This is a genomic window from Butyrivibrio sp. VCD2006 (assembly GCF_000423925.1).
In the GTDB taxonomy this organism is placed as follows: Bacteria; Bacillota; Clostridia; order Lachnospirales; family Lachnospiraceae; genus Butyrivibrio.
In genome coordinates this window covers 83,168-105,103 of the sequence record NZ_AUIX01000015.1, presented here as the reverse complement: position 1 = coordinate 105,103, position 21,936 = coordinate 83,168, and the positions used below count along the sequence as shown (strand labels likewise).

The following is a 21,936-nucleotide window of genomic DNA, read 5'->3' as shown; positions in this document are numbered from 1 at the left end:
TACTTCCGATATGTTGTATTTTTACCTAATGAGAATCCGCATCCGTACACATTGGATTTACCATCAGCGAATACTAACTAATTTGATCAGTTCTGATCTTCACCTGTTCTGAGTGCAAGTCCAAGCTCATCAAGCTTAGCAAGAACTTCCTCAAGAGACTTACGTCCAAGGTTACGAACTTTCATCATATCATCGGGAGTCTTATTTGTAAGTTCCTCAACGGTATTGATTCCTGCTCTCTTGAGACAGTTGAAGGAACGAACGCTGAGCTCAAGCTCATCGATGCTCATCTCCAGGACCTTTTCCTTCTCATCATTGTCCTTCTCTACCATAACTTCTGCAGTCTTGGCATTTTCAGACAAATCGATGAAGAGGCTAAGATGCTCACTAAGAACTTTTGCTGCAAGGCTTACAGCCTCATCGGGAGCAAGTGTTCCGTTTGTGTGAACATCAAGTGTCAGCTTATCATAGTCAGTTACCTGACCTACACGTGTATTCTCTACACTGACATTTACACGTTCAACAGGTGTATAAATAGAATCCACTGCAATAACGCCGATAGGAAGATCTGCAAGCTTATTTTTATCTGAGCTTACATATCCTCTGCCCTTTGTGATGGTAAGCTCCATGTAGAGCTTTGCATCCTTACCGGACAGTGTTGCGATCACCTGGTCAGGATTTGTGATTTCGATATCCTGATCAACCTGAATATCCGCAGCTGTAACTACACCCTCGCCTGAATACTCGATGTATGCTGTCTTGGGCTCATTAGTCTCAGAATTATTGCGAATAGAAAGATTCTTGATATTCATTATGATCTCAGTTACATCTTCCTTTACTCCGGGAATAGAACTGAACTCATGCAGTACACCTTCGATTTTGACCTGACTTACTGCTGCTCCAGGCAAAGAGGAAAGCATAATTCTTCTGAGTGAATTACCAAGAGTAATTCCATAACCTCTCTCGAGAGGCTCCACAACGAATCTGCCGTACTTCTTGTCCTCTGAAATCTCAGCAACTTCAATATTTGGTCTTTCAAAATCAAACACTGACATACCCTCCTTATGGTTTTATGGTGTTTCTAAAATATCAAACAATTCAGGGCCACACTTGAAAATGCATGCATCCTCAAGTAATGGCTTCTCTGAATCATTTTAAATTACTTAGAATACAACTCGACGATAAGCATCTCGTCTACAGGAACGTCGATGACATCTCTTGAAGGGAATTCTTTAACTGTACCGCTAAGGTTATCCTTGTTAACATCAAGCCACTCAGGAACGATTCTGCCTGCTGTGATCTCTGCGATATCCTTGAATCTCTGGATGCTTCTGGAAGCTTCCTTAACTTCGATAACATCGCCAGCTTTGATGAGGTAAGAAGGAATATTAACTACCTTACCATTTACAGTGATGAACTTATGAAGAACAACCTGTCTAGCTTCTCTTCTTGTTCTTGCAAAGCCCATACGGAAAATTACATTATCAAGTCTGCGCTCAAGAAGGACCATAAGGTTCTCACCGGTCTGTCCCTTCTGACGATCAGCCTTGTCGTAGTAGTTACGGAAAGGCTTCTCAAGAACGCCATAAATGAATTTTGCCTTCTGCTTCTCACGGAGCTGAAGACCATACTCACTCATCTTCTTGTTTGCTCTGCTGTTTGTTCTCTTGGACTTCTTGTCATATCCAAGGAATGTAGGATCCAAATCAAGTGATCTGCATCTCTTAAGTACTGGAACTCTGTTTACTGCCATTATAGGCTCCTTTCTTGTTCAGGATAAATCCTGACTGTTGTTTACAGCGCGACACAAATGCGCCTTCTTCCAACGAGTAAATGTTAATAGTGTCTATATACTCCATCAGAGCCAGACGTAAAAACGCAGGCTCTGAGTGAATATCATAATAGGATTATACTCTGCGGCGCTTGGGCGGGCGGCATCCGTTATGAGGTACGGGAGTTACATCCGTAATACTGGTAACAGTAAGACCACTTGCAGCAAGAGCTCTGATAGCAGCTTCTCTTCCTGAACCCGGTCCCTTTACAAAGACATCAACAGTCTTAAGGCCATGAATAAGTGCAGCCTTTGTTGCTGTCTCTGCAGCCATCTGTGCAGCATATGGAGTAGATTTCCTTGAACCTTTAAAACCAAGACCGCCGGCACTTGCCCAGCTAAGAGCGTTTCCTGCAGCATCTGTCAATGTAACGATTGTGTTATTGAAAGATGACTGGATATGTGCCTGTCCGTGTTCAACGTTTTTCTTGACACGCTTCTTTGTTTTTGAAGCACTGGATTTCTGATTTGCCATTTTAAACTAACCTACTTTCTTCCTATGAATTATCTAAAGTTACTGTTTATATAATAAGAATAATTACTTCTTCTTATTAGCGATTGTTCTCTTGGGACCTTTTCTTGTTCTAGCGTTGGTCTTTGTTCTCTGACCACGAACAGGAAGTCCTCTTCTGTGACGGATTCCTCTGTAGCATCCGATTTCTGAAAGACGCTTGATGTTCATAGCGATCTCTCTTCTAAGATCACCTTCTACGTCATAATCGTTACCGATGATCTCAGCAATCTTCTTAACCTCATCATCTGTAAGATCACGAACACGTGTGTCGGGGTTTACATTTGCAGCAGCAAGTATTTTGTTTGAGCTTGTTCTACCAATACCATAGATGTATGTAAGACCAATCTCAACTCGCTTATCTCTAGGTAAGTCTACACCTGCAATACGAGCCATTTTAAAATTCCTCCATTTAATAAAAAAGATTTGTTTGCGGAAATCAAATGTTTCCGAATTTAATGTTACTTGTTTGATTGGGGCGAATACTCAGCCCAATCGGACAGTAGTTAATCCGATCTTTCCAATACGCATTGGTATCAAAAAGTAATGTCAAAATGACTCGAATCAGCCCTGTCTCTGCTTGTGCTTAGGGTTTTCGCAAATTACACGAATAACGCCTTTTCTCTTGATAACCTTGCACTTTTCGCACATAGGCTTAACAGAAGACCTAACTTTCATTTGTAACTCCTTTCTGGTATATACGCGTATAAAAGGGCATACTTATACCCTTTCAAAAACGACCGCATTCAATAATAACATATATAGAGTTTATTTACAAGTACTATTTTAAAAGAAGTTTTGCTTTCGCTTCACTTACTAAAATCAAGTAATACAAAAGGCTCGAAAGGACCTAGCCAAGTGATTACTTATCTCTCCAAATAATTCTTCCCTTTGTAAGATCATAGGGTGAAAGCTCAAGTGTTACCTTGTCTCCGGGAAGAATACGAATAAAGTTCTGTCTGAGCTTACCACTGATATGAGCAAGAACGATGTGACCGTTCTCAAGCTCAACTCTGAACATTGTGTTAGGAAGCTTCTCAACAACTTTTCCTTCAATTTCAATTACATCTGCTTTAGACATCTAATTTAACCTCATTTCTGTATCACATTATTTACATGGTTCATTTTAAAATTGTCAGTATCTCGGGTTCTCCATTAGGAGTAACTGCAATAGTATTCTCATAATGTGCTGCCAAAGAACTGTCAAGCGTTACAACAGTCCACTCATCATCAAGGAATGCAATATTTCTTTTTCCCATTGTGATCATTGGTTCAACGCATAGAGTCATTCCAGGCTTAAGAAGAATTCCTCTTGTCAGTTTCCTGAAGTTTGGGATATAAGGTTCCTCATGAAGCTCTCTGCCAATCCCATGGCCGGTAAGTTCTCTTACTATTCCATAACCATGAGGCTTGATATATTTATCAATCGCCTTGGAAATGTCATATAGATGATTACCTGCCTTGGCATATTTGATGCCTTCAAAGAAACTTTCCCTTGTGACATCTATCAGCTTCTGAGCTTCAGGAGATATTTGTCCTACTCCCCAGGTCCTGGCCGCATCCGAATGAAATCCTTTATATATCAGCCCTGTATCAAAAGAAACAATATCTCCTTCTTTTAATATTGTTTCCGCTTTGGGTATTCCGTGTACGACCTCGTCATTCACAGAAATACATACTGAAGCGGGATATCCTTCATAATCTTTGCAGTTTGGTATTCCACCAAGTTTCCGAATAGCTTCTTCACCGATAGCATCCAGCTCCAATGTGGAAATCCCGGGTCTGAGCGCATTATGCAGTTCTTCATGAACCTGTGCCAGCAGCTCACCTGCTTTTCTCATGAGGTTCAATTCTTCGTCTGTTTTAATAGTAACCGGCATTACTTGCTACCTCATCGGTTAACCGAGAATACCTGTAATCTCATTAAAGACTTCCTGCATATCCTTAGTTCCATCGACTGTCTTAAGAATATTCTTCTTTGTATAGTAGTCAATGAGAGGCTGTGTCTGCTCATGATAAACGTTAAGACGGTTCTTAACTGTCTCCGGCTTATCGTCATCTCTCTGAACAAGCTCACTTCCGCAGGTATCACAAATTCCTTCCTGCTTCGGAGGAATGTGCTCAATATGATATGTAGCGCCGCACTTAAGGCAAGCTCTTCTACCTGACATTCTACGAATAATGTTCTCATCCGGAACATCAACATTTATTGCAAAATCGACCTTGTCGCCAAGCTTTGTAAGCTCTTTGTCAAGAACATCAGCCTGAGGAATTGTTCTCGGGAATCCATCAAGAACATAGCCATTCTTGCAATCATCCTGAGCAACTCTGTCAAGAAGAATCTCAACAGTAAGTTCATCCGGAACAAGCTGACCCTGATCCATATATGACTTAGCTTTCTTTCCAAGCTCAGTTCCGTTTTTGATATTTGCTCTGAAAATATCACCTGTAGAAATATGCGGAACCTGATACTTGTCGGCAATCATTTTTGCCTGTGTTCCCTTACCTGCACCGGGTGCACCTAACATTATTATTTTCATACTTTAGATTACTCCTATAATTGTATTTTCTTAAATGTACAATAAGAGGTTAGGAGACACACCTTTCGGTATGCTCCAAAACCTCTCAAGTTTTAATCATCTAAAAAACCTTTATAATTACGTACCAACATCTGTGATTCAATCTGTTTCACCGTTTCAAGAATAACACTTACAACAATGATAAGGCTCGTACCACCGAATGATACGTTTGCTCCAAATACACCATTGAAGAAAATAGGAAGGACACCAATAATTGTAAGTCCTACAGCTCCTATGAAAATGATGTAGTTGAGAATGTTTGTTAAATAATCACTTGTGGGCTTTCCGGGACGAATTCCAGGAATAAAGCCACCCTGCTTTTTCATATTATCCGCAATCTCAAGTGGATTGAAGGTAATTGATGTATAGAAATAAGCGAAGAATATAAGTAGTAATATGTATACAACAAGACCTACTGAATACTTAAGATTTTTGGTATCGCACCAATAACCCTGATTCAAGAATTTAAGGATCTCACTCCATGCACCTGTTCCCTTATAACCAACAAGCTGGCTGATAACGATAGGGAACTGGAAGAGAGACATCGCAAAAATGATAGGCATAACGCCTGCGGTGTTGACCTTGAGCGGAATCTCTGAATGATTACCACCATAAGTCTTTCTCCCCTGAATCTTCTTTGCATACTGTACCGGAATCCTACGCTCTGCGCCGTTCAGAAGAACAACCAGAACTACCATTGCTACAATTACTGCAATGATAATGATTACTGATACCACTCCTCTAGCAATATTCTTACCTGTTACGAACTGTGTAAACAAACTGCTCAGATCAGAAGGCATTCTTGAAATAATATTGATAGTAAGTACGATAGATATACCGTTTCCTACACCATTATCTGTTATACGCTCACCGATCCACATAAGGAATGCACTACCGGCAGTAAGCGCTGCAACAATCTCTACTACATACAAAGGTGATTTCTCAATGAGGAATCCACTTCTGTAGAAGCCGATAGCCATAGCAACTGACTCAATAAGAGCAAGTGCTACAGTGATATAACGTGTGAGTGCTGCAAGCTTTTTTCTCCCATCCTCTCCGTCACGCTGCCATTCCTCAAACTTAGGAATAGCAATCGTGAGAAGCTGGATAATAATAGAAGATGTGATGTAAGGTGTGATATTGAGTGCCAAAATTGACATATTCTCAAATGATCCACCAGTGAATCGATCCATAAAACCAAAGGCATTGTTTTTGGACAGTTCAGCAAACCACTCCTGGAAGACACTAACATTCATTCCAGGTACAGGAATTGCTGATCCAAGTCTAATCACCAAAAGCATTGCAAATGTGAATAATAACTTTAATCGAATATCTTTGATTTTGAATGCGTTCTTAATTGTTGTGAACATCAAATCACCTCTGCCGTTCCCCCAAGAGCCTCGATTTTCTCTTTAGCAGATGCACTGAATGCATTTACTTTAACCGTAAGCTTTTTGGTAAATTCACCGTTTCCAAGTATCTTTACACCATCATACTCATGTTTGATAATGCCGTTATCCTTAAGAGCCTGAACGTCTACAACGGTACCGTTTTCGAAACGCTCAAGTGAACTTACATTTATAGCTACGATCTTCTTTGAATTGATGTTTTTGAATCCTCTCTTAGGAAGACGACGGAAAAGGGGCATCTGTCCACCTTCAAATCCGGGTCTCGGAGCACCTGAACGAGCCTTCTGTCCTTTGTGTCCCTTACCTGCAGTCTTGCCATTTCCTGAGCCATGACCGCGGCCTCTTCTGAAATTGTCACTCTGAACAGAACCCTCAGCAGGTCTCAAATTAGATAATTCCATGACTTTCCTCCTTTATTAGTTCAGTTCTTCGACCTTAACGAGATGTCTGATCTGCTGGATCTGACCTCTGGTTGCAGAGTTATCCGGCAGTTCAACACTGCTGTTAAGCTTCTTAAATCCCATTGATTTTACCGTAGCAACCTGCTTCGGAACAGCACCAATAGTGGACTTAACCAATGTGATTTTAAGCATCTTTCCACTTTCTTTATTAGCTGCCATTGATTTTCTCCTTTACTAGATGTTGCCTTAGATTAAGCGATAACTTCTTCTACAGACTTACCACGCTTCTTAGCAACTTCTTCCGGTGTCTTAAGGTTTGCAAGACCATTGATGGTTGCATAAACTACGTTCTGCTTGTTGTTAGAACCAAGAGACTTTGTACGAATGTTCTTGATTCCGGCAAGCTCACATACAGAACGAGCAGGACCACCAGCGATGATACCGGTACCTTCAGGAGATCTCTTAAGCAGAACCTCTGCGGAACCGAACTTACCAACGAAATCATGTGTGATACTGTTGTTCTCATCAAGCGGTACACAGATGAGGTTCTTTGTAGCATCCTCCTTACCCTTGCGGATAGCATCAGGTATTTCGGTTGACTTTCCAAGACCTACACCTACGTGACCATTTCCGTCACCAACTACAACGAGTGCGGTGAACTTCATGTTACGTCCACCCTTTACAACCTTAGTAACTCGCTTGATGGTAACGACTTTATCTGTTAATTCAAGCTGACTTGCATCAACGATTGTACGCTTCATTATCTTTCTCCCTTCCTTAGAATTCTAAGCCTGCTTTTCTAGCTGCCTCAGCCAGTGCTGCTACCTTACCATGGTAGATGTAACCGCCTCTGTCGAAAACAACAGCCTTGATACCCTTCTCCATTGCTCTCTTAGCAACAACATCACCAATATATGCAGCGGCTTCAACATTATCTGTAACCTTCAGAGCTGACTTAATGTCCTTCTCAAGTGTGGAAGCAGAAACGAGTGTCTTACCGGCAACATCATCGATAACCTGAGCATACATATGATTATTACTTCTGAAAACTGCAAGACGCGGTCTTTCAGCAGTGCCGCTGAAACGATTGCGAATTCTCAGATGCTTCTTTTCGCGACTTTTCTGTCTGGATTCTTTACTAACCATTTTTTACTCTCCTTATCTCTTACTTCTTACCGGTCTTACCAACCTTGCGGCGGATAACTTCATCAGCGTACTTGATTCCCTTGCCCTTATACGGCTCAGGAGCTCTCTTCTCTCTGATGATTGCTGCATGCTGGCCAACCTTTTCTTTGTCTATTCCCTTGACGATAATAGCGTTACCTTCAACAACTGTCTCGATTCCTTCTGGATCGTCAAGCTCAACCGGATGTGAATAACCAAGTGTTAAGGTGAGTTTCTTACCATTCTTAGCTGCTCTGTAACCTACACCATTAACTTCAAGCTTCTTCTCATAACCGCTTGTTACACCAACAACCATGTTATTAAGAAGACTTCTTGAAAGTCCGTGAAGTGCTTTGGTCTTCTTCTGATCATCAGGTCTCTTTACTTCGATCTGACCGTCTTTTTCCTCAAACTGCATCTCTGCAGGGAAAACTCTCTCAAGAGTGCCCTTAGGACCCTTAACAGTCACCTTATTATTTTCTGCGACTTCAACTGTTACACCAGCAGGAATCGCGATTGGCATTTTTCCAATTCGTGACATGCCCGTACCTCCAATTTACCATACAAATGCAAGAACTTCGCCACCAACCTGGAGCTCTCTTGCTTTTTTATCAGTTACAACACCCTGGTTTGTTGAGATGATAGCGATACCGAGACCACCAAGTACTCTCGGAAGCTCCTCTCTACCTGCGTATACACGCAGACCGGGTTTGGAAATTCTCTTCAATCCGGTGATAACCTTATCATTTCTGTCAGCACCGTACTTAAGTGTGATGTGAAGATTCTTGAAACCATTCTCTTCAACAACGTCAAGTTTCTTGATATAACCTTCTTCAAGAAGAATGTTTGCGATTGCAAGCTTCATCTTTGATGAAGGAACGTCAACTGTGTCATGCTTTGCAGTATTAGCATTACGAATTCTTGTAAGCATATCTGCAATAGGATCATTCATTGCCATTTTTGAAAAAGCCTCCTTAATTTTCTATTATTGCTCCGCCTTACTGTGCCCGTCTGCACAGAGACACGAAGCCGCAATGTTTTTTATTACCAACTAGCCTTACGTACACCCGGGATCTCGCCCTTGTAAGCTAACTCACGGAAACAAATTCTGCAGATTCCGTATTTTCTAAGATAAGCATGGGGACGACCGCAGATTCTGCAACGGTTGTATGCACGTGTAGAAAACTTCGGTTTCATCTGCTGCTTTACCTTCATGGATAATTTAGCCATGTGTTCGATTCCTCCTTATTACTTAGCGAAAGGCATGTTGAAGAGTGTTAAAAGCTCACGAGCCTCTTCATCAGTCTTGGCAGTTGTTGTGAAGATGATATCCATACCTCTTGTCTTATCAACCTTATCGTACTCGATTTCAGGGAAAATAAGCTGCTCCTTGATACCAAGAGCATAATTTCCTCTGCCGTCGAAAGCGTTAGGGTTAACACCACGGAAATCACGTACACGAGGAAGTGCAAGGTTTACAAGGCGATCCATGAACTCGTACATCTTCTCACCACGAAGAGTTACTTTACATCCGATCGGCATACCTTCTCTAATCTTGAAGTTAGCGATGGACTTCTTTGCCTTTGTATAAACAGGCTTCTGACCGGAGATGATCTGCATATCGTTTGCAGCATTCTCAAGAACCTTAGCGTTCTCCTTAGCTTCACCTACAGCCATATTGATTACGATCTTATCGAGCTTCGGAACTTCCATGACGTTCTTGTAACCGAACTTCTTTGTCATAGCGCTCACGATCTCGTCTTTATATAAATCTCTATATCTACTCAAAGCTCCTTACCTCCTTTCCTATCAGTCAATGACATCACCAGTTGATTTTGCAATGCGGACCTTCTTACCATCCTCAACCTTGAAACCAACACGTGTTGCCTTTCCCTTATGAACATACATAACATTGGAGATGTCCATGGGAGCTTCCTGCTGAACGATACCGCCGTTGGGGTTAGCTGCTGAGGGCTTTGTGTGCTTTGTAACCATGTTAGCACCCTCAACTACTACCTTACCATTCTTTGTGTCAACGGAGAGTACCTTGCCTTCTTTATCTTTGCTCTTACCAGCGATAACCTTAACGGTGTCGCCCTTCTTAATCTTACTTGTAGACATTCGGTGCCTCCTTATAATACTTCCGGAGCGAGAGAAAGAATCTTCATGTATTTCTTATCACGAAGCTCTCTTGCAACGGGTCCAAAAATACGAGTTCCCTTCGGGTTACCTTCATCGTTGATGATAACTGCAGCGTTCTCATCGAAACGGATGTAAGAACCATCCTTACGGCGAGTCTCCTTAACAGTACGTACTACAACTGCCTTAACAACATCACCCTTCTTTACAACGCCGCCTGGTGTTGCTTCTTTAACCGAAGCAACAATCACATCGCCGATTCTCGCATATCTTCTTGTAGAACCGCCCATAACACGGATAGTCAAAAGCTCTTTTGCACCGGTGTTATCAGCAACTCTAAGTCTGCTTTCCTGCTGAATCATGTTATTTCTCCTTTATAATCAACTATCAGCTAATTACTTAGCACGCTCAATAATCTGAACCAGTCTCCATCTCTTGTCCTTAGAGATCGGTCTTGTTTCCATAACCTTGACTGTATCACCTATATGGCACTCATTGTTCTCATCATGAGCCTTCAGCTTATAGGTTCTTTTTACGATCTTCTTGTAAAGAGGATGCTTTACATGATCTTCGATGGAAACAACGATGGTCTTATCCATCTTATCGCTTGTTACTTTACCAACACGCGTTTTTCTTAAATTTCTTTCCACGATATACTCCTTTCAGGATTCCATTACTGTGCTGCTTTCTGTGTGATCACAGTCTGAATTCTAGCAATATTCTTTCTAACCTCAGTAATTCTTGCTGTGTTATCCAGCTGGTTAGTTGCATTCTGGAATCTCAGATTAAAAAGTTCCTTTTTAGCTGATACAAGCTCCTGGCTGAGTTCCTCAGCAGACTTAGCTTTCAGCTCTTCTACATACTTATTAGTTTTCATTGGATGCACCGCCTTCCAAATCAGCCTTTGAAACGATCTTGCACTTGCAAGGAAGTTTGTGTGTTGCAAGACGAAGTGCTTCTCTTGCAACTTCTTCATCGACTCCGCCGATTTCAAACATTACACGTCCAGGCTTAACAACTGCTACCCAGTAATCTACAGAACCCTTACCGGAACCCATACGAGTTTCAGCAGGCTTTGCTGTAACAGGCTTGTCAGGGAAAATCTTGATCCAAACCTGACCACCACGCTTGATGAAACGAGTCATAGCGACACGGGCTGCCTCGATCTGATTTGAACGAATCCAGCAGGGCTCAAGCGCTACTATTCCATACTCACCGTATGCGATTGTGTTGCCGCGTGTAGCCTTACCAGCCATAGAACCGCGGAACTGCTTACGATGCTTTACTCTCTTCGGCATTAACATTATTTATCGCTCCCTTCCTTATCTGAATTCTCGGATGCTTTGGTGGGAAGTACTTCACCCTTATAGATCCATACCTTAACACCAACCTTACCATAGGTTGTATCTGCCTCAGCAAATCCATAATCAATATCTGCTCTAAGTGTCTGAAGCGGGATTGTGCCCTCGCTGTAGAACTCGCTACGAGCGATATCAGCACCACCAAGACGTCCGCTGCAGCAAGCCTTGATACCCTGTGCGTCTGTCTTCATAGTTCTGCTCATGCAGGACTTCATAGCACGACGGAAGGATACACGATTCTCAAGCTGCTGTGCAATGTTCTCTGCAACAAGCTGAGCGTCCTTATCTGGCTTCTTGATTTCTTTAATATCAACAAGAACCTTCTTGTCTGTAAGCTTTGAAAGCTCTTTCTTTGTAACTTCGATCTCAGCACCACCCTTACCGATAACGAAACCGGGCTTAGCTGTGTAAACGATAACCTTAACGCGATCGGATGCTCTCTCGATCTCGATCTTGGAGATACCAGCTGCGTAAAGCTTCTTCTTCAGAAACTTTCTGATCTTGTAATCTTCAACAAGGTTGTCTGCGAACTCATTGTTCTCTGCGTACCATTTGGAATCCCAATCTGCAATGATGCCGACTCTGAGGCCATGAGGATTAACTTTCTGTCCCATTGAACTTACTTTCTCCTTTCTTATCTCTCATCCAGAATTACAGTCAAATGGCTTAATCTCTTCTGAATTCTGTAAGCTCTACCCTGAGCTCTAGGCTGAATTCTCTTCATAATCGGGCCATTGCTTGCATTGCACTCTGCAATGTACAGATTTGCTCTGTTCATGCCGTTGTTGTTCTCAGCATTTGCAATTGCAGAATTAAGTAACTTATAAATAACGCTGGAAGCGTATCTCGGATTGTACTCCAGGATAGCAAGTGCTGTCTCAACGTCTTTACCCCTGATGGCATCCATTACGAAGCATGCCTTCTGAACAGGGATTCTTGCGTAAGATAATTTTGCTGAAGGTCTTGAATCCTTCTGAGCATTTCTCTCTCTCTTTACTTGAGATCTATGTGCTGTTGCCATAGATTTGCCTCCTTTCAATGTTGAACCAAGTCACACGGACTTAGCGAACTCCGCCCTTCTTCTCGGCGCCTGCATGACCTCTGTAGGTTCTTGTAGGAACGAACTCACCAAGCTTGTGACCAACCATATCTTCCGTTACATATACCGGAATATGCTTTCTTCCGTCATGAACAGCGATTGTGTGTCCAACGAAGGAAGGGAAAATCGTGGAACGACGGGACCATGTCTTAACGATTTGCTTCTGATTCTCTGCATTCATTGCATCGATCTTCTTAAGCAGACTAGCATCTGCGAAAGGTCCCTTTTTAAGTGATCTAGACATTGTCATTCTCCTTTTCTATCAATCAGGCATCAATTACTTGATAGCCTTACCATCTCTTCTTCTAATGATCATCTTGTTAGAAGCCTTTTTCTTCTTACGTGTCTTGTAACCAAGAGCAGGCTTACCCCAAGGTGTGCTAGGACCAGAACGACCGATAGGTGCTCTACCTTCACCACCTCCGTGCGGGTGATCATTCGGGTTCATAACTGATCCACGAACTGTAGGACGAATGCCCATGTGACGCTTACGACCAGCTTTACCGATGTTGATAAGGTTATGATCAATGTTACCAACTGTACCAATTGTTGCACGACACTCGATCGGAACAAGTCTCATCTCGCCAGAAGGAAGACGAAGTGTTGCATACTTACCTTCCTTAGCCATAAGCTGAGCGGAGTTACCAGCTGAACGAACAAGCTGACCGCCTCTTCCGGGATAAAGCTCGATGTTGTGTACGCTTTCACCGACAGGAATGTTTGCAAGAGGGAGGCAGTTACCAATACGAACCTCGGCTGCAGGACCATTCATGATTGTCATGCCATCCTTAAGTCCCTGAGGAGCAAGGATATAAGCCTTTGTGCCATCCTCATACTCAAGCAGTGCGATGTTTGCAGTTCTGTTAGGATCGTACTCGATACCGATAACCTTTGCTGTGCACTCATCTTTGTAACGCTTGAAGTCGATGATTCTGTATTTTCTTCTTCCACCGCCACCGCGATGTCTTACAGTGATTTTACCCTGGTTGTTACGTCCAGCCTTAGAATTCTTAGAAACAAGGAGGCTCTTCTCAGGTGTTGTCTTTGTGATCTCTGAGAAATCAGAACCTGTCATATTTCTTCTGGACGGTGTATATGGGCCGTATTTCTTAATTCCCATGATTCTTCTCCTTTTAGATATCACGCACGGTTATAAACCCGGATCCGGACTTTGCATTGATCCTGTGCGTATAGTTAATTAGTTGTTATCAAAGTCCCTGGAAAATCTCGATGTCCTTGCTGTCTGCAGTAAGCTGAACGATTGCCTTCTTGATCTTAGCAGTTCTGCCGTAGGTCATTCCGCGTCTCTTAAGCTTGCCGTTTGCGTTAAGTGTGTTTACCTTAGAAACCTTAGCGCCATCGAACATCTTCTCAACTGCTTCCTTTATCTGAGTCTTGTTAGCTTCAGGATGAACGAAGAAAGTGTATTTCTTTTCGCCCATGGCATTCATGCTCTTCTCTGTAAGTACAGGCTCAAGGATTACGTCATAGTACTGTAATGCTGCCATTATGCATACACCTCCTCAATCTTTGCAACTGCGTCCTTTGTAAGAACGAGTGTATGAGCGTTTACGATATCATATACATTGATTGTGTTTGTAAGCGCTGTCTTAACCTCAGGAAGATTGCTTGCTGACTTAACAACCTTAGCATCGTTGTCTGCAACAACAACAAGTGCCTTACGTGTAGCCTTGAGGTTGTTCATAACCTCTGCAAACTTCTTGGTCTTAAACTCATCCATCTTAAGCTCGTCAAGAACGATAAGCTTACCTGTCTGAACCTTATCTGTGAGTGCAGACTTAAGAGCTGCTCTCTTCTCCTTCTGGTTCATCTTGAAGGAATAATCTCTCGGAACGGGTGCGAATACTACACCGCCGCCTGTCCACTGAGGAGATCTTGTTGAACCCTGTCTTGCATGACCGGTTCCCTTCTGTCTCCAAGGCTTACGACCACCTCCGCTAACTTCGGAACGTGTCTTTGCCTTCTGAGTACCCTGACGATTGTTAGCAAGCTGCTGAACAACTGCCAGATGTACAAGATGTTCATTTACTTCAACTCCGAAAATGGCATCATTAAGATCGATGCTGCCAACTTCTTTGCCTTCCATATTGTAAACAGATACGTTAGCCATCTGTATGTTCCTCCTTTCGTGAAAAGTTATGCCTCAACCTTTGTGGTTTCCTTGATTGTTACAAGTCCCTTCTTAGGTCCGGGTATTGCGCCCTTTACAAGGATCAGATTCTTGTCAGCGTCTACGCGAACAACTTCAAGATTCTGAACAGTTACCTTTACGCTTCCCATGTGACCAGGCATTCCTTTTCCCTTGAATACACGGCTCGGATCAGAACTGGATCCGTTAGAACCCTGATGACGGTGGAACTTAGAACCATGAGCCATGGGTCCTCTGTGCTGACCATTCTTCTTGATGGCGCCCTGGAATCCCTTACCCTTGGATGTTGCTGTAGCATCAATCTTGTCGCCTGCAGCGAAGATATCTGCCTTAATCTCACTTCCAAGCTCGTACTCAGCTGCGTTCTCAAACTTGAACTCGCGAACGAATCTCTTGCATGATACGCCAGCCTTCTTGAAGTGACCCTGCTGAGCCTTATTTACACCATGTGCATGTACGATTGTCTTCTTGCCGTTCTTGTCTCTGTTGATGATCTTTTCTTTCTTATCAACATAGCCAACCTGAACTGCACTGTAACCATCGTTCTCAACGGTCTTGATCTGTGTTACTACACAGGGGCCTGCCTGTAAAACAGTTACAGGAACAAGTGAACCGTCTTCGTTGAAGATCTGTGTCATACCGATCTTCGTAGCTAAGATAGCCTTCTTCATTGTATTTACCTCCTTATTACATCTACAGCGGATGCTTAAATCGTTCGAAATGTCGCTTTAATTGCACATTGGCAACTCTCCAGTTTTCACGGCATCATTCGTCTCGCATCATACTAGTAGAGGTTTAACATTAGTTATCGATGAATTATTTCATCTTGATGTTGATGTTGACACCTGCGGGCATCTCCAGTCTCTGAAGGGCCTCAACAGTCTTAGGTGTAGGTGTGATGATGTCGATCAGTCTCTTGTGAGTTCTCTGCTCGAACTGCTCTCTGGAATCCTTGTACTTATGTACAGCACGGAGAATTGTAACTACTTCCTTCTTTGTCGGAAGCGGTACAGGTCCGCTAACCTGAGATCCGTTCTTCTTTACAGTCTCAATGATCTTCTTAGCAGAAGCATCAACGAGCTGATGATCATACGCCTTCAATGTAATTCTCATTACCTGATTTGCCATAAAAAAAGTCGCCTCCTTTTCGCACTTTAATTAGATAAGTACGACAAGCGGTGACTGTACACTCTCCCGTGTGTGTCATGGACCCGAACCATTCGCATCCCGTTCTCACACGTCGTTTCTACTCGCTAAGCTTCGTAGACAATTTGTTTGTACAGTGACTTGTCGTCAGATTGTCTGACCTTGCGGTCTCTTGACATTCGCTCCACGGAAAACCTGCCTCACTGGATAAGGCAGCAACCTCACGCTTCACAGCTATCATGTCACAGCATGGATAACTATATCCTATTTTTTCATTTCATGCAAGCGTTATTTTCAAAATTAATCACTTTTTTATAAATATAGGCAATTTTAGCAATTCCGACTTGATGTTTTTTAATCTATTTTATGCATACGCTAGCATTTTATGCATTTTCGGATACAATCTATATTTGTTTCTTCTATTATTAATAGAACAAACCATATACTTTTATCAAAACAAACGTGGTACACTTGTTTTAACATTTAAACTATTGCATTATACCACGTCGGATCTAAATGGCAATCCTATTTCTTCTATATAATAGGAAGCCGACACATAAGCAGATAAGGAGTCACAATTTATGTGGATTGCAGAAAATTGGAAAGATTACGAAGTAATAGATACTTCAGGTGGCGAGAAGCTCGAGAGATGGGGCGATTATATGCTTGTTCGTCCCGATCCCCAGGTAATCTGGAATACCAATAAAAAACACATGGGCTGGAAAAAGTGGAATGCCCGTTATCAGAGAAGCAACAAAGGTGGCGGCGAATGGGATTTCCGTTCACTCCCTGAGGAATGGGCAATAAATTATAAAGACCTTACTTTTCATTTAAAGCCCTTCAGTTTTAAACACACCGGTCTTTTCCCTGAGCAGGCAGCCAACTGGGATTGGTTTTCAGAGCTTATCCGCGGTGCAGACAGACCGATAAAGGTTCTGAATCTCTTTGCTTATACCGGTGGCGCTACTGTATCAGCAGCCAAGGCGGGTGCTTCAGTAACTCATGTTGATGCCGCAAAGGGCATGGTACAGTGGGCAAAGGAGAACGCTGCTGCATCAGGTCTTGCGGATGCTCCAATAAGATGGCTGGTTGATGACTGTGGCAAATTTGTTGATAGAGAAATCAGACGAGGCAATCACTATGACGGAATCATCATGGATCCCCCTTCTTATGGAAGAGGTCCCAAGGGTGAGATATGGAAAATTGAGGACTGCGTTTACGATCTTATATTAAGAAGCGTTCAGCTCCTTTCAGACAAACCTCTTTTCTTCCTTATTAATTCATATACGACCGGACTCCAGCCGGCTGTCCTTTCCTATATGATCCATACAGCCATTGATCCGCTTCATGAAGGAGTGGTTGAGGCTGACGAAGTTGGTCTTCCTGTTTCATCGAACGGACTTGTTCTTCCCTGCGGTGCCAGCGGCAGATGGACAGCCAAAAACGATTAACAAAAAAGCTTCATATATATCATAAGCGATTGTCATTCACTGCAGTTTTCGCTATATGATTATTAAGGAAACAAATAAGCCATCCTAAGATGCCGTTAATCGACTTTCTTAGAATGGCTTTTTTCATTTTAATAATCTCTAACAATAATCCTTTTATATAGAAGAAACATTACCTTCTATATAAAGTAGTTACTGTGCCTTTTTCTTGCGACGAGCATTAGCTGCACTCTGCTCAGCCTGTATCTCTCTGCGGATTATCTCCATAGTCTCGCAGTCAGCTCTCTCTTCCTCCTCGGTGGGAGTCATGCCATATGGCTTTCCATCCCCGGCATCTATCCTTTCACGGATCTGCTGCATTCTTCTATCGAGCTGATTTATAAGGTCTGCGCTGAACTTAAGATCTTCGGAAATAAGCTCAGCATTCTCAATATCCTTCTTGTACTTCATCTTATGCTCAAGACTTGCCCAGAAATCCATCGCTATTGTCCTGAACTGCACCTCAACCTTCATGTACTCTTTTACATCTGTCAGGAATATTGGTGTCTCAATTATAAGGTGAAGACTACGATATCCGCTATCCTTAGGTGTTGCAATATAGTCCTTCTCAACCAGAACATTTACATCATCCTGCTTTTTCAGACAATTAGCAACCATATAAATATCATCAACAAAGGAACAGATAGCACGGCAGCCGGCGATATCTGAAATATTACTCTCGATATTTTCTATGGAAAACGGAACACCTTTGCGAGTAAGCTTTTCATATATACTTACAGGTGTCTTGATTCTGCTCTTTATACTTTCAAAAGGATTGCGGTTATTCTTAAGGGAAAGTTCCTTATTGAGTACTTCAAGTTTGGTTCTAACTTCAGATAATGCGCAATCATACTTCATCATCATCATCTGGAATTCCTGCACCTGCCCTCTCATGATAAGCAGCTGCTCTATTTCCTTCTGTGATACATTGCTAACGTTCAACAATGACTTCTGCTCATTGGTCATAAGTGTTCGGTCAAGTGAAGTCAAGTCAAGGTTTCCAATAGCCATGGGCATTCCTCCAAACTACAATATATGCCCCCTCCATTACAATTATATCACTTAGATTTATCTATTTATAAACTAATTCTAAAGCTTTTATAATGTTACGGGTAAAACATCACCAAATTATAAAAAAATCGAAAATAACTTTCACAAGTTACTCATTATCATTTTCAGCGGTCATATCAGCATAAGAAATTATGCGATAATTGAGCGTTGCTCTGGGACCTGCGAGCACTTTAAGTCTGTCCTGAAGTCTTCTGTGCACAAGCATACATTCCTCAACACCAGTTCCTGTGAGAAGAACAAGATACTGAGTTCTGGAATATCTACAGAACGCATCACCGTTTCTCAAAGTCTCATTTATTGCATCTCTAAGAGACTCCATTCGTCTCTCAGCTTTTTCTTCCTGCTTAATCTCTTTTCCTTCGTAATCAGCAATTGTAAGAAGAAGCAGATAAACAGTAAGACCATGTCTCTCCATATTTCTGCTGAGAATATGATATGAAGCACTCATCTCGGGATAAAGACACTCATAAGGACCGCCCTCTTCCTCTTCAACAAGGCCGTTCTTTAAGCTATTTTCATTATTCTCATCCTGCGCACTCTGGTCTCCGGAAAAAGCGGCATCCTGGAGCTCCTGGTAGCAGCGCTGCATATTCTCAGTCGGTGCAACACCAAGCTCCTCGGCATAATATCTTATCATCTCTTCATAAAGAGCATATGCCTTCTTATAATCCTTCATCATCCTGTATGAATCGATCTCGCCTACCTGCCACTCGCAGTCAGGATCAATCTCAGATGCACTGTGAAAGACCTTGGCCATAGCTTCATAGTTCTCAGAGTTCATGTAATATTCAGCAAGAAAATCCACGCACTCCTCATAAAGAGTTCTTAAATCTTCGCTCTTCTTAGATATCCAGTAAAGCTCATTGAGCTCCGGAAGGAAATTACCTTTATAAATATCAAATGCCTTCTGATAATTCTTTGCCTTATCAGCCTCTTTTGAAGCATTTCTGGCACTGTTTATAAAAGATGTAAACTCCACATTATCAGCCATAGCGTCTACTCCGGGATCAGCCTTGTAGACACCATCAGCAAAAACAAACACATTACCACCTGGAATGCCGGCCTTTTCAGCCACCTTCCTGAACTGATAAATAAGATTGTTCATACTGTTATTCAGATTGCTCTTTACGTTTAAATCCTCTGAATATATATCATCCTGAAGATCCTCTTTCTTTACACCGTCACCACCGGCTGAAAAAACCCTTGCAACAAGCTGAATATACTTTGATGCACGGTTTCTTCCAAGAGTTATCTCCTTACCATTACATTCAATTCCGAACCCACCTAATGTTTTGACATATAATTTTGTTTTTTTCATGACCTTTTCTACTCTACTCCCATACCCAAAATGACTGTTTTTACAATGCCCCCGAAACACATTGTATCATAAAATTATTGTACAAGGTACCATACATCACCTTTTATTATTGCCAATGCGACAAATTTGTTGATATATGCTCTGTAATACCCACAGCCCTTTTAGTTCCCCAACCTGCGTGCTAACAAAAACTCCGCATATTCAAAATCTTCAAGATTATCAATATCCACACTGGAACGATTATCCATAATGTACGCATAACAGCCATCTCTGTAAAAAAAGTGGTCCTCTGCGAATTCGTTTATATCCGCTATATAAATTGCACCATTCAGACGATATGACTTCTTTACCTTTTGCCTCTGTTTTGCACCGGCGCGCTCCACAAATCCGCTCAAGCTCAAATCCTCAGGAAGCCCCCCGCACCAGGAAAGCGGGTGCTCCATCTCACAGACTGAAACGATGAACTTTGCCTTTTTTTCATTAAAAAGATCGTAAGCACCTTTGATATCTTCAGCTGATCTTAACGGTGATGTAGGCTGCAGAAGGCAGAAGGTGTCAAATTCCGTTCCCATCTCTTTATATCCATCAATGACTTCCAAAACCGCATCCCAGGAACTGGCTGTATCAGACGCTGTCTTCTCACTTCTTAAAAAAGGTACATCAGCGCCAAGCTCCCTAGCTATTTCAGCATATTTTTCAGAGTCCGTCGAAACCATAACGGTATCAAAAACGCCTGCATCAATTGCAGCCTCAATGGTATACCCAATAAGAGGCTTTCCTCTAAGCAGCCTTATGTTCTTGTCAGCGAGTCCCTTCGAGCCACTCCGGGCAGGGATAATTGCAAGATTCTTCATAAGCATTCCTTCTAATCAGCCAAAAAAGCAGGCCATACTGTTATAATCGCACCAAATCACGATCATAATTTCTTTTAAATATTTAAAAACTTATATCATAAAAACTCTTCATTATATTCAACTTATTATTAAGCAAAAAATCCTCTATAGTATCTGCAATCATCTTGGATGTTCCGGACTTCTCATATGGATTTTCAGCTTCCGCTATCATAGCCTTGAAATCATTGCTAAGAGCTTTTGTAATAGCTGCATCTATACTCTCCCTTTCAGGCTCGCAATTAATTACAGACGCTCCAGCTATTCTGCCCTTCTGCCTGGCACCTATGTTTATGGTGGGTACATGGAAAGAAGGCACTTCAATAAGCCCGCTTGAAGAGTTTCCTATAACAAAAAGTGCACCTTTTACTGCGCTTAAATATCTGCGCATTCCAAGTGAATCAAAGAGATAGAAATTATCATTCTCCTTAGCAAAATCAACTAAGAGTTTATTTACCTCCCTACCTCCTGCGTCTGCCCCGGCTTTAGTAAAAATCCATGTAATATCATGGTGCTTTTTTATCACAGCTATTAGCTCCTCAACCTGTTTCCGTGCACTATTATCCTCAAGAGTTACAGGATGGAAGGTTCCTACTGCATATCTGTTTTCCAGATCAATTTGTCGATTATTTTTATTCTCTATACCTGTCTGCTTCACGATAAGATTTTCATCAAGCTTCTCACAGGTCATAAGCTTCGCATTCAGGCTCTCCTGTAGTTCCGCCCTGTTCATAAGCTCTACATTCAGAGCATTTTCAACTCCAAGAGCGCCACAGTTAAATACTGTTTCAGGATTTTCACCCAGCTGAATTACACGCTTTCTGTACGCTTCGGTGGATGTAAAATGCAGGCAGCTCATCTTTGTTATGGAATGCCTGACAGCCTCATCTATCGCACCCTCTGTAGTCTCGCCTCCGTGAATATGTATTATCGGAATGCGTGCATTCAGGGCCGCACTGCAAACCGCAAGCATCTCATACCGGTCTCCAAGAACAACAATGGCATCCGGTTTTTTCCTGTCAAAATACTCACCAAATAGTATCAGTGCATTCCCCATTATTCTCGAAATATCTACAGGCTTATCTCCTGCCATATGTATATCTATCTTTTCATCTATTTCAAAGCCAAACTGCTTAGCATCTTCCTCGATCTCGCGACCGGTCATTCCAAATTCCTCAAGGAGATGCGCGCCTGTAACAACAACCTTCGGGCACACTTTTCCATCATCAAGAAGCCTCTTGATAAGAGGCTCTAGGAGTCCGTATTCAGCTCTCGTGGAAGTAATGATAGCAACTTTTTTCATGAAATGCCGATTCTCCCTATAGTACTCTCCGTCTTGCAGCAATTTCATAGATTGGCA

General features: G+C 42.2%; 35 protein-coding genes. 1 reads left to right on the top strand and 34 read right to left on the bottom strand.

The window, feature by feature from the left end; genetic code table 11:
• Nucleotides 1–86: 86 nt before the first annotated feature.
• The 30 genes from G586_RS0107245 to rpsJ all read right to left on the bottom strand — a co-directional run bounded on the left by G586_RS0107245 (nucleotide 87) and on the right by rpsJ (nucleotide 15,792).
• Nucleotides 87–1,049 carry a DNA-directed RNA polymerase subunit alpha gene (locus G586_RS0107245; RefSeq protein WP_026527221.1) on the bottom strand — a complete coding sequence of 321 codons (963 nt, stop codon included), beginning with the start codon at nucleotides 1,047–1,049 and terminating at the stop codon, nucleotides 87–89.
• Nucleotides 1,050–1,159: 110 nt separating this feature from the next.
• Entirely contained in the window at nucleotides 1,160–1,753 is a 594-nt protein-coding gene (rpsD, locus tag G586_RS0107240) for a 30S ribosomal protein S4 (RefSeq protein WP_026527220.1), read from the bottom strand.
• A 154-nt stretch (nucleotides 1,754–1,907) separates the two neighbouring features.
• Nucleotides 1,908–2,306, bottom strand: a complete 399-nt coding sequence (gene rpsK, locus G586_RS0107235) for a 30S ribosomal protein S11 (RefSeq protein WP_022761314.1) — start codon at nucleotides 2,304–2,306, stop codon at nucleotides 1,908–1,910.
• Between the two features lie 63 nt (nucleotides 2,307–2,369).
• Nucleotides 2,370–2,738 carry a 30S ribosomal protein S13 gene (gene rpsM, locus G586_RS0107230; RefSeq protein ID WP_022761315.1) on the bottom strand — a complete coding sequence of 123 codons (369 nt, stop codon included), beginning with the start codon at nucleotides 2,736–2,738 and terminating at the stop codon, nucleotides 2,370–2,372.
• Nucleotides 2,739–2,906: 168 nt separating this feature from the next.
• Complete coding sequence (rpmJ, locus tag G586_RS0107225; protein ID WP_022754357.1) at nucleotides 2,907–3,020, bottom strand: 50S ribosomal protein L36; 114 nt, start codon at nucleotides 3,018–3,020, stop codon at nucleotides 2,907–2,909.
• Between the two features lie 184 nt (nucleotides 3,021–3,204).
• Nucleotides 3,205–3,423 carry a translation initiation factor IF-1 gene (gene infA / locus G586_RS0107220; RefSeq protein WP_022761316.1) on the bottom strand — a complete coding sequence of 73 codons (219 nt, stop codon included), beginning with the start codon at nucleotides 3,421–3,423 and terminating at the stop codon, nucleotides 3,205–3,207.
• 40 nt (nucleotides 3,424–3,463) lie between these two features.
• Nucleotides 3,464–4,222: a type I methionyl aminopeptidase gene (map, locus tag G586_RS0107215; RefSeq protein WP_026527219.1), complete on the bottom strand. Its 759-nt coding sequence runs from the start codon at nucleotides 4,220–4,222 to the stop codon at nucleotides 3,464–3,466.
• An 18-nt stretch (nucleotides 4,223–4,240) separates the two neighbouring features.
• On the bottom strand, nucleotides 4,241–4,882 hold the full coding sequence (locus G586_RS0107210) for an adenylate kinase (RefSeq protein WP_026527218.1): 642 nt from the start codon (nucleotides 4,880–4,882) through the stop codon (nucleotides 4,241–4,243).
• A gap of 92 nt (nucleotides 4,883–4,974) precedes the next feature.
• A complete protein-coding gene (gene secY / locus G586_RS0107205) occupies nucleotides 4,975–6,291 on the bottom strand; it encodes a preprotein translocase subunit SecY (RefSeq protein ID WP_026527217.1) in 1,317 nt (438 codons plus the stop codon).
• Complete coding sequence (gene rplO, locus G586_RS0107200) at nucleotides 6,291–6,731, bottom strand: 50S ribosomal protein L15 (RefSeq protein ID WP_026527216.1); 441 nt, start codon at nucleotides 6,729–6,731, stop codon at nucleotides 6,291–6,293. The genes secY and rplO overlap by 1 nt, the downstream gene beginning before the upstream one ends.
• A 15-nt stretch (nucleotides 6,732–6,746) precedes the next feature.
• Complete coding sequence (gene rpmD, locus G586_RS0107195) at nucleotides 6,747–6,950, bottom strand: 50S ribosomal protein L30 (RefSeq protein ID WP_022761321.1); 204 nt, start codon at nucleotides 6,948–6,950, stop codon at nucleotides 6,747–6,749.
• A gap of 32 nt (nucleotides 6,951–6,982) precedes the next feature.
• On the bottom strand, nucleotides 6,983–7,492 hold the full coding sequence (rpsE, locus tag G586_RS0107190) for a 30S ribosomal protein S5 (protein WP_026527215.1): 510 nt from the start codon (nucleotides 7,490–7,492) through the stop codon (nucleotides 6,983–6,985).
• A 16-nt stretch (nucleotides 7,493–7,508) separates the two neighbouring features.
• On the bottom strand, nucleotides 7,509–7,877 hold the full coding sequence (gene rplR / locus G586_RS0107185; protein ID WP_026511458.1) for a 50S ribosomal protein L18: 369 nt from the start codon (nucleotides 7,875–7,877) through the stop codon (nucleotides 7,509–7,511).
• A gap of 19 nt (nucleotides 7,878–7,896) precedes the next feature.
• Nucleotides 7,897–8,436 carry a 50S ribosomal protein L6 gene (gene rplF / locus G586_RS0107180; RefSeq protein WP_026527214.1) on the bottom strand — a complete coding sequence of 180 codons (540 nt, stop codon included), beginning with the start codon at nucleotides 8,434–8,436 and terminating at the stop codon, nucleotides 7,897–7,899.
• A 15-nt stretch (nucleotides 8,437–8,451) separates the two neighbouring features.
• Nucleotides 8,452–8,853, bottom strand: coding sequence for a 30S ribosomal protein S8 (gene rpsH, locus G586_RS0107175; protein ID WP_026527213.1), 402 nt, complete (start codon nucleotides 8,851–8,853; stop codon nucleotides 8,452–8,454).
• 86 nt (nucleotides 8,854–8,939) lie between these two features.
• A complete protein-coding gene (locus G586_RS0107170) occupies nucleotides 8,940–9,125 on the bottom strand; it encodes a type Z 30S ribosomal protein S14 (RefSeq protein WP_022761326.1) in 186 nt (61 codons plus the stop codon).
• 18 nt (nucleotides 9,126–9,143) lie between these two features.
• Nucleotides 9,144–9,683 carry a 50S ribosomal protein L5 gene (gene rplE, locus G586_RS0107165; RefSeq protein WP_026527212.1) on the bottom strand — a complete coding sequence of 180 codons (540 nt, stop codon included), beginning with the start codon at nucleotides 9,681–9,683 and terminating at the stop codon, nucleotides 9,144–9,146.
• A gap of 21 nt (nucleotides 9,684–9,704) precedes the next feature.
• Nucleotides 9,705–10,016: a 50S ribosomal protein L24 gene (gene rplX, locus G586_RS0107160; protein ID WP_026527211.1), complete on the bottom strand. Its 312-nt coding sequence runs from the start codon at nucleotides 10,014–10,016 to the stop codon at nucleotides 9,705–9,707.
• An 11-nt stretch (nucleotides 10,017–10,027) separates the two neighbouring features.
• Nucleotides 10,028–10,396 carry a 50S ribosomal protein L14 gene (rplN, locus tag G586_RS0107155; protein ID WP_026527210.1) on the bottom strand — a complete coding sequence of 123 codons (369 nt, stop codon included), beginning with the start codon at nucleotides 10,394–10,396 and terminating at the stop codon, nucleotides 10,028–10,030.
• 33 nt (nucleotides 10,397–10,429) lie between these two features.
• Nucleotides 10,430–10,684, bottom strand: a complete 255-nt coding sequence (gene rpsQ / locus G586_RS0107150; RefSeq protein WP_022761330.1) for a 30S ribosomal protein S17 — start codon at nucleotides 10,682–10,684, stop codon at nucleotides 10,430–10,432.
• Nucleotides 10,685–10,707: 23 nt separating this feature from the next.
• Nucleotides 10,708–10,911 carry a 50S ribosomal protein L29 gene (gene rpmC / locus G586_RS0107145; protein WP_026527209.1) on the bottom strand — a complete coding sequence of 68 codons (204 nt, stop codon included), beginning with the start codon at nucleotides 10,909–10,911 and terminating at the stop codon, nucleotides 10,708–10,710.
• Nucleotides 10,901–11,338, bottom strand: a complete 438-nt coding sequence (gene rplP, locus G586_RS0107140) for a 50S ribosomal protein L16 (RefSeq protein ID WP_022761332.1) — start codon at nucleotides 11,336–11,338, stop codon at nucleotides 10,901–10,903. The genes rpmC and rplP overlap by 11 nt, the downstream gene beginning before the upstream one ends.
• On the bottom strand, nucleotides 11,338–12,009 hold the full coding sequence (gene rpsC / locus G586_RS0107135; RefSeq protein WP_022761333.1) for a 30S ribosomal protein S3: 672 nt from the start codon (nucleotides 12,007–12,009) through the stop codon (nucleotides 11,338–11,340). The genes rplP and rpsC overlap by 1 nt, the downstream gene beginning before the upstream one ends.
• A 20-nt stretch (nucleotides 12,010–12,029) precedes the next feature.
• On the bottom strand, nucleotides 12,030–12,416 hold the full coding sequence (rplV, locus tag G586_RS22070; protein WP_035772712.1) for a 50S ribosomal protein L22: 387 nt from the start codon (nucleotides 12,414–12,416) through the stop codon (nucleotides 12,030–12,032).
• 40 nt (nucleotides 12,417–12,456) lie between these two features.
• Complete coding sequence (gene rpsS / locus G586_RS0107125) at nucleotides 12,457–12,738, bottom strand: 30S ribosomal protein S19 (RefSeq protein WP_022761335.1); 282 nt, start codon at nucleotides 12,736–12,738, stop codon at nucleotides 12,457–12,459.
• A gap of 33 nt (nucleotides 12,739–12,771) precedes the next feature.
• Complete coding sequence (gene rplB, locus G586_RS0107120) at nucleotides 12,772–13,614, bottom strand: 50S ribosomal protein L2 (protein WP_026527208.1); 843 nt, start codon at nucleotides 13,612–13,614, stop codon at nucleotides 12,772–12,774.
• Nucleotides 13,615–13,702: 88 nt separating this feature from the next.
• Nucleotides 13,703–14,002, bottom strand: coding sequence for a 50S ribosomal protein L23 (gene rplW, locus G586_RS0107115; RefSeq protein ID WP_022761337.1), 300 nt, complete (start codon nucleotides 14,000–14,002; stop codon nucleotides 13,703–13,705).
• Nucleotides 14,002–14,625 carry a 50S ribosomal protein L4 gene (rplD, locus tag G586_RS0107110; RefSeq protein WP_026527207.1) on the bottom strand — a complete coding sequence of 208 codons (624 nt, stop codon included), beginning with the start codon at nucleotides 14,623–14,625 and terminating at the stop codon, nucleotides 14,002–14,004. Before rplD ends, rplW begins: the two co-directional genes overlap by 1 nt.
• A gap of 26 nt (nucleotides 14,626–14,651) precedes the next feature.
• Nucleotides 14,652–15,335, bottom strand: coding sequence for a 50S ribosomal protein L3 (gene rplC / locus G586_RS0107105; RefSeq protein ID WP_022761339.1), 684 nt, complete (start codon nucleotides 15,333–15,335; stop codon nucleotides 14,652–14,654).
• Nucleotides 15,336–15,480: 145 nt separating this feature from the next.
• Complete coding sequence (rpsJ, locus tag G586_RS0107100) at nucleotides 15,481–15,792, bottom strand: 30S ribosomal protein S10 (protein WP_022761340.1); 312 nt, start codon at nucleotides 15,790–15,792, stop codon at nucleotides 15,481–15,483.
• Between the two features lie 599 nt (nucleotides 15,793–16,391).
• On the opposite strand from rpsJ, the gene G586_RS0107095 reads away from it, so the two are divergent.
• Nucleotides 16,392–17,261, top strand: a complete 870-nt coding sequence (locus G586_RS0107095; RefSeq protein ID WP_026527206.1) for a class I SAM-dependent methyltransferase — start codon at nucleotides 16,392–16,394, stop codon at nucleotides 17,259–17,261.
• 189 nt (nucleotides 17,262–17,450) lie between these two features.
• Here G586_RS0107095 and G586_RS22065 read toward each other — a convergent pair whose 3' ends face one another.
• From G586_RS22065 to neuC, 4 genes are all read right to left on the bottom strand, one after another.
• The gene (locus tag G586_RS22065; RefSeq protein WP_081674260.1) at nucleotides 17,451–18,308 is read right to left on the bottom strand and encodes a GTP pyrophosphokinase; all 858 of its coding nucleotides are present in this window, start codon (nucleotides 18,306–18,308) and stop codon (nucleotides 17,451–17,453) included.
• A 148-nt stretch (nucleotides 18,309–18,456) separates the two neighbouring features.
• Entirely contained in the window at nucleotides 18,457–19,686 is a 1,230-nt protein-coding gene (locus G586_RS0107085) for a BTAD domain-containing putative transcriptional regulator (protein WP_026527205.1), read from the bottom strand.
• Between the two features lie 161 nt (nucleotides 19,687–19,847).
• The gene (locus G586_RS0107080) at nucleotides 19,848–20,540 is read right to left on the bottom strand and encodes an acylneuraminate cytidylyltransferase family protein (protein WP_026527204.1); all 693 of its coding nucleotides are present in this window, start codon (nucleotides 20,538–20,540) and stop codon (nucleotides 19,848–19,850) included.
• An 82-nt stretch (nucleotides 20,541–20,622) separates the two neighbouring features.
• Entirely contained in the window at nucleotides 20,623–21,879 is a 1,257-nt protein-coding gene (neuC, locus tag G586_RS0107075; protein WP_026527203.1) for a UDP-N-acetylglucosamine 2-epimerase, read from the bottom strand.
• Between the last annotated feature and the right edge of the window lie 57 nt (nucleotides 21,880–21,936).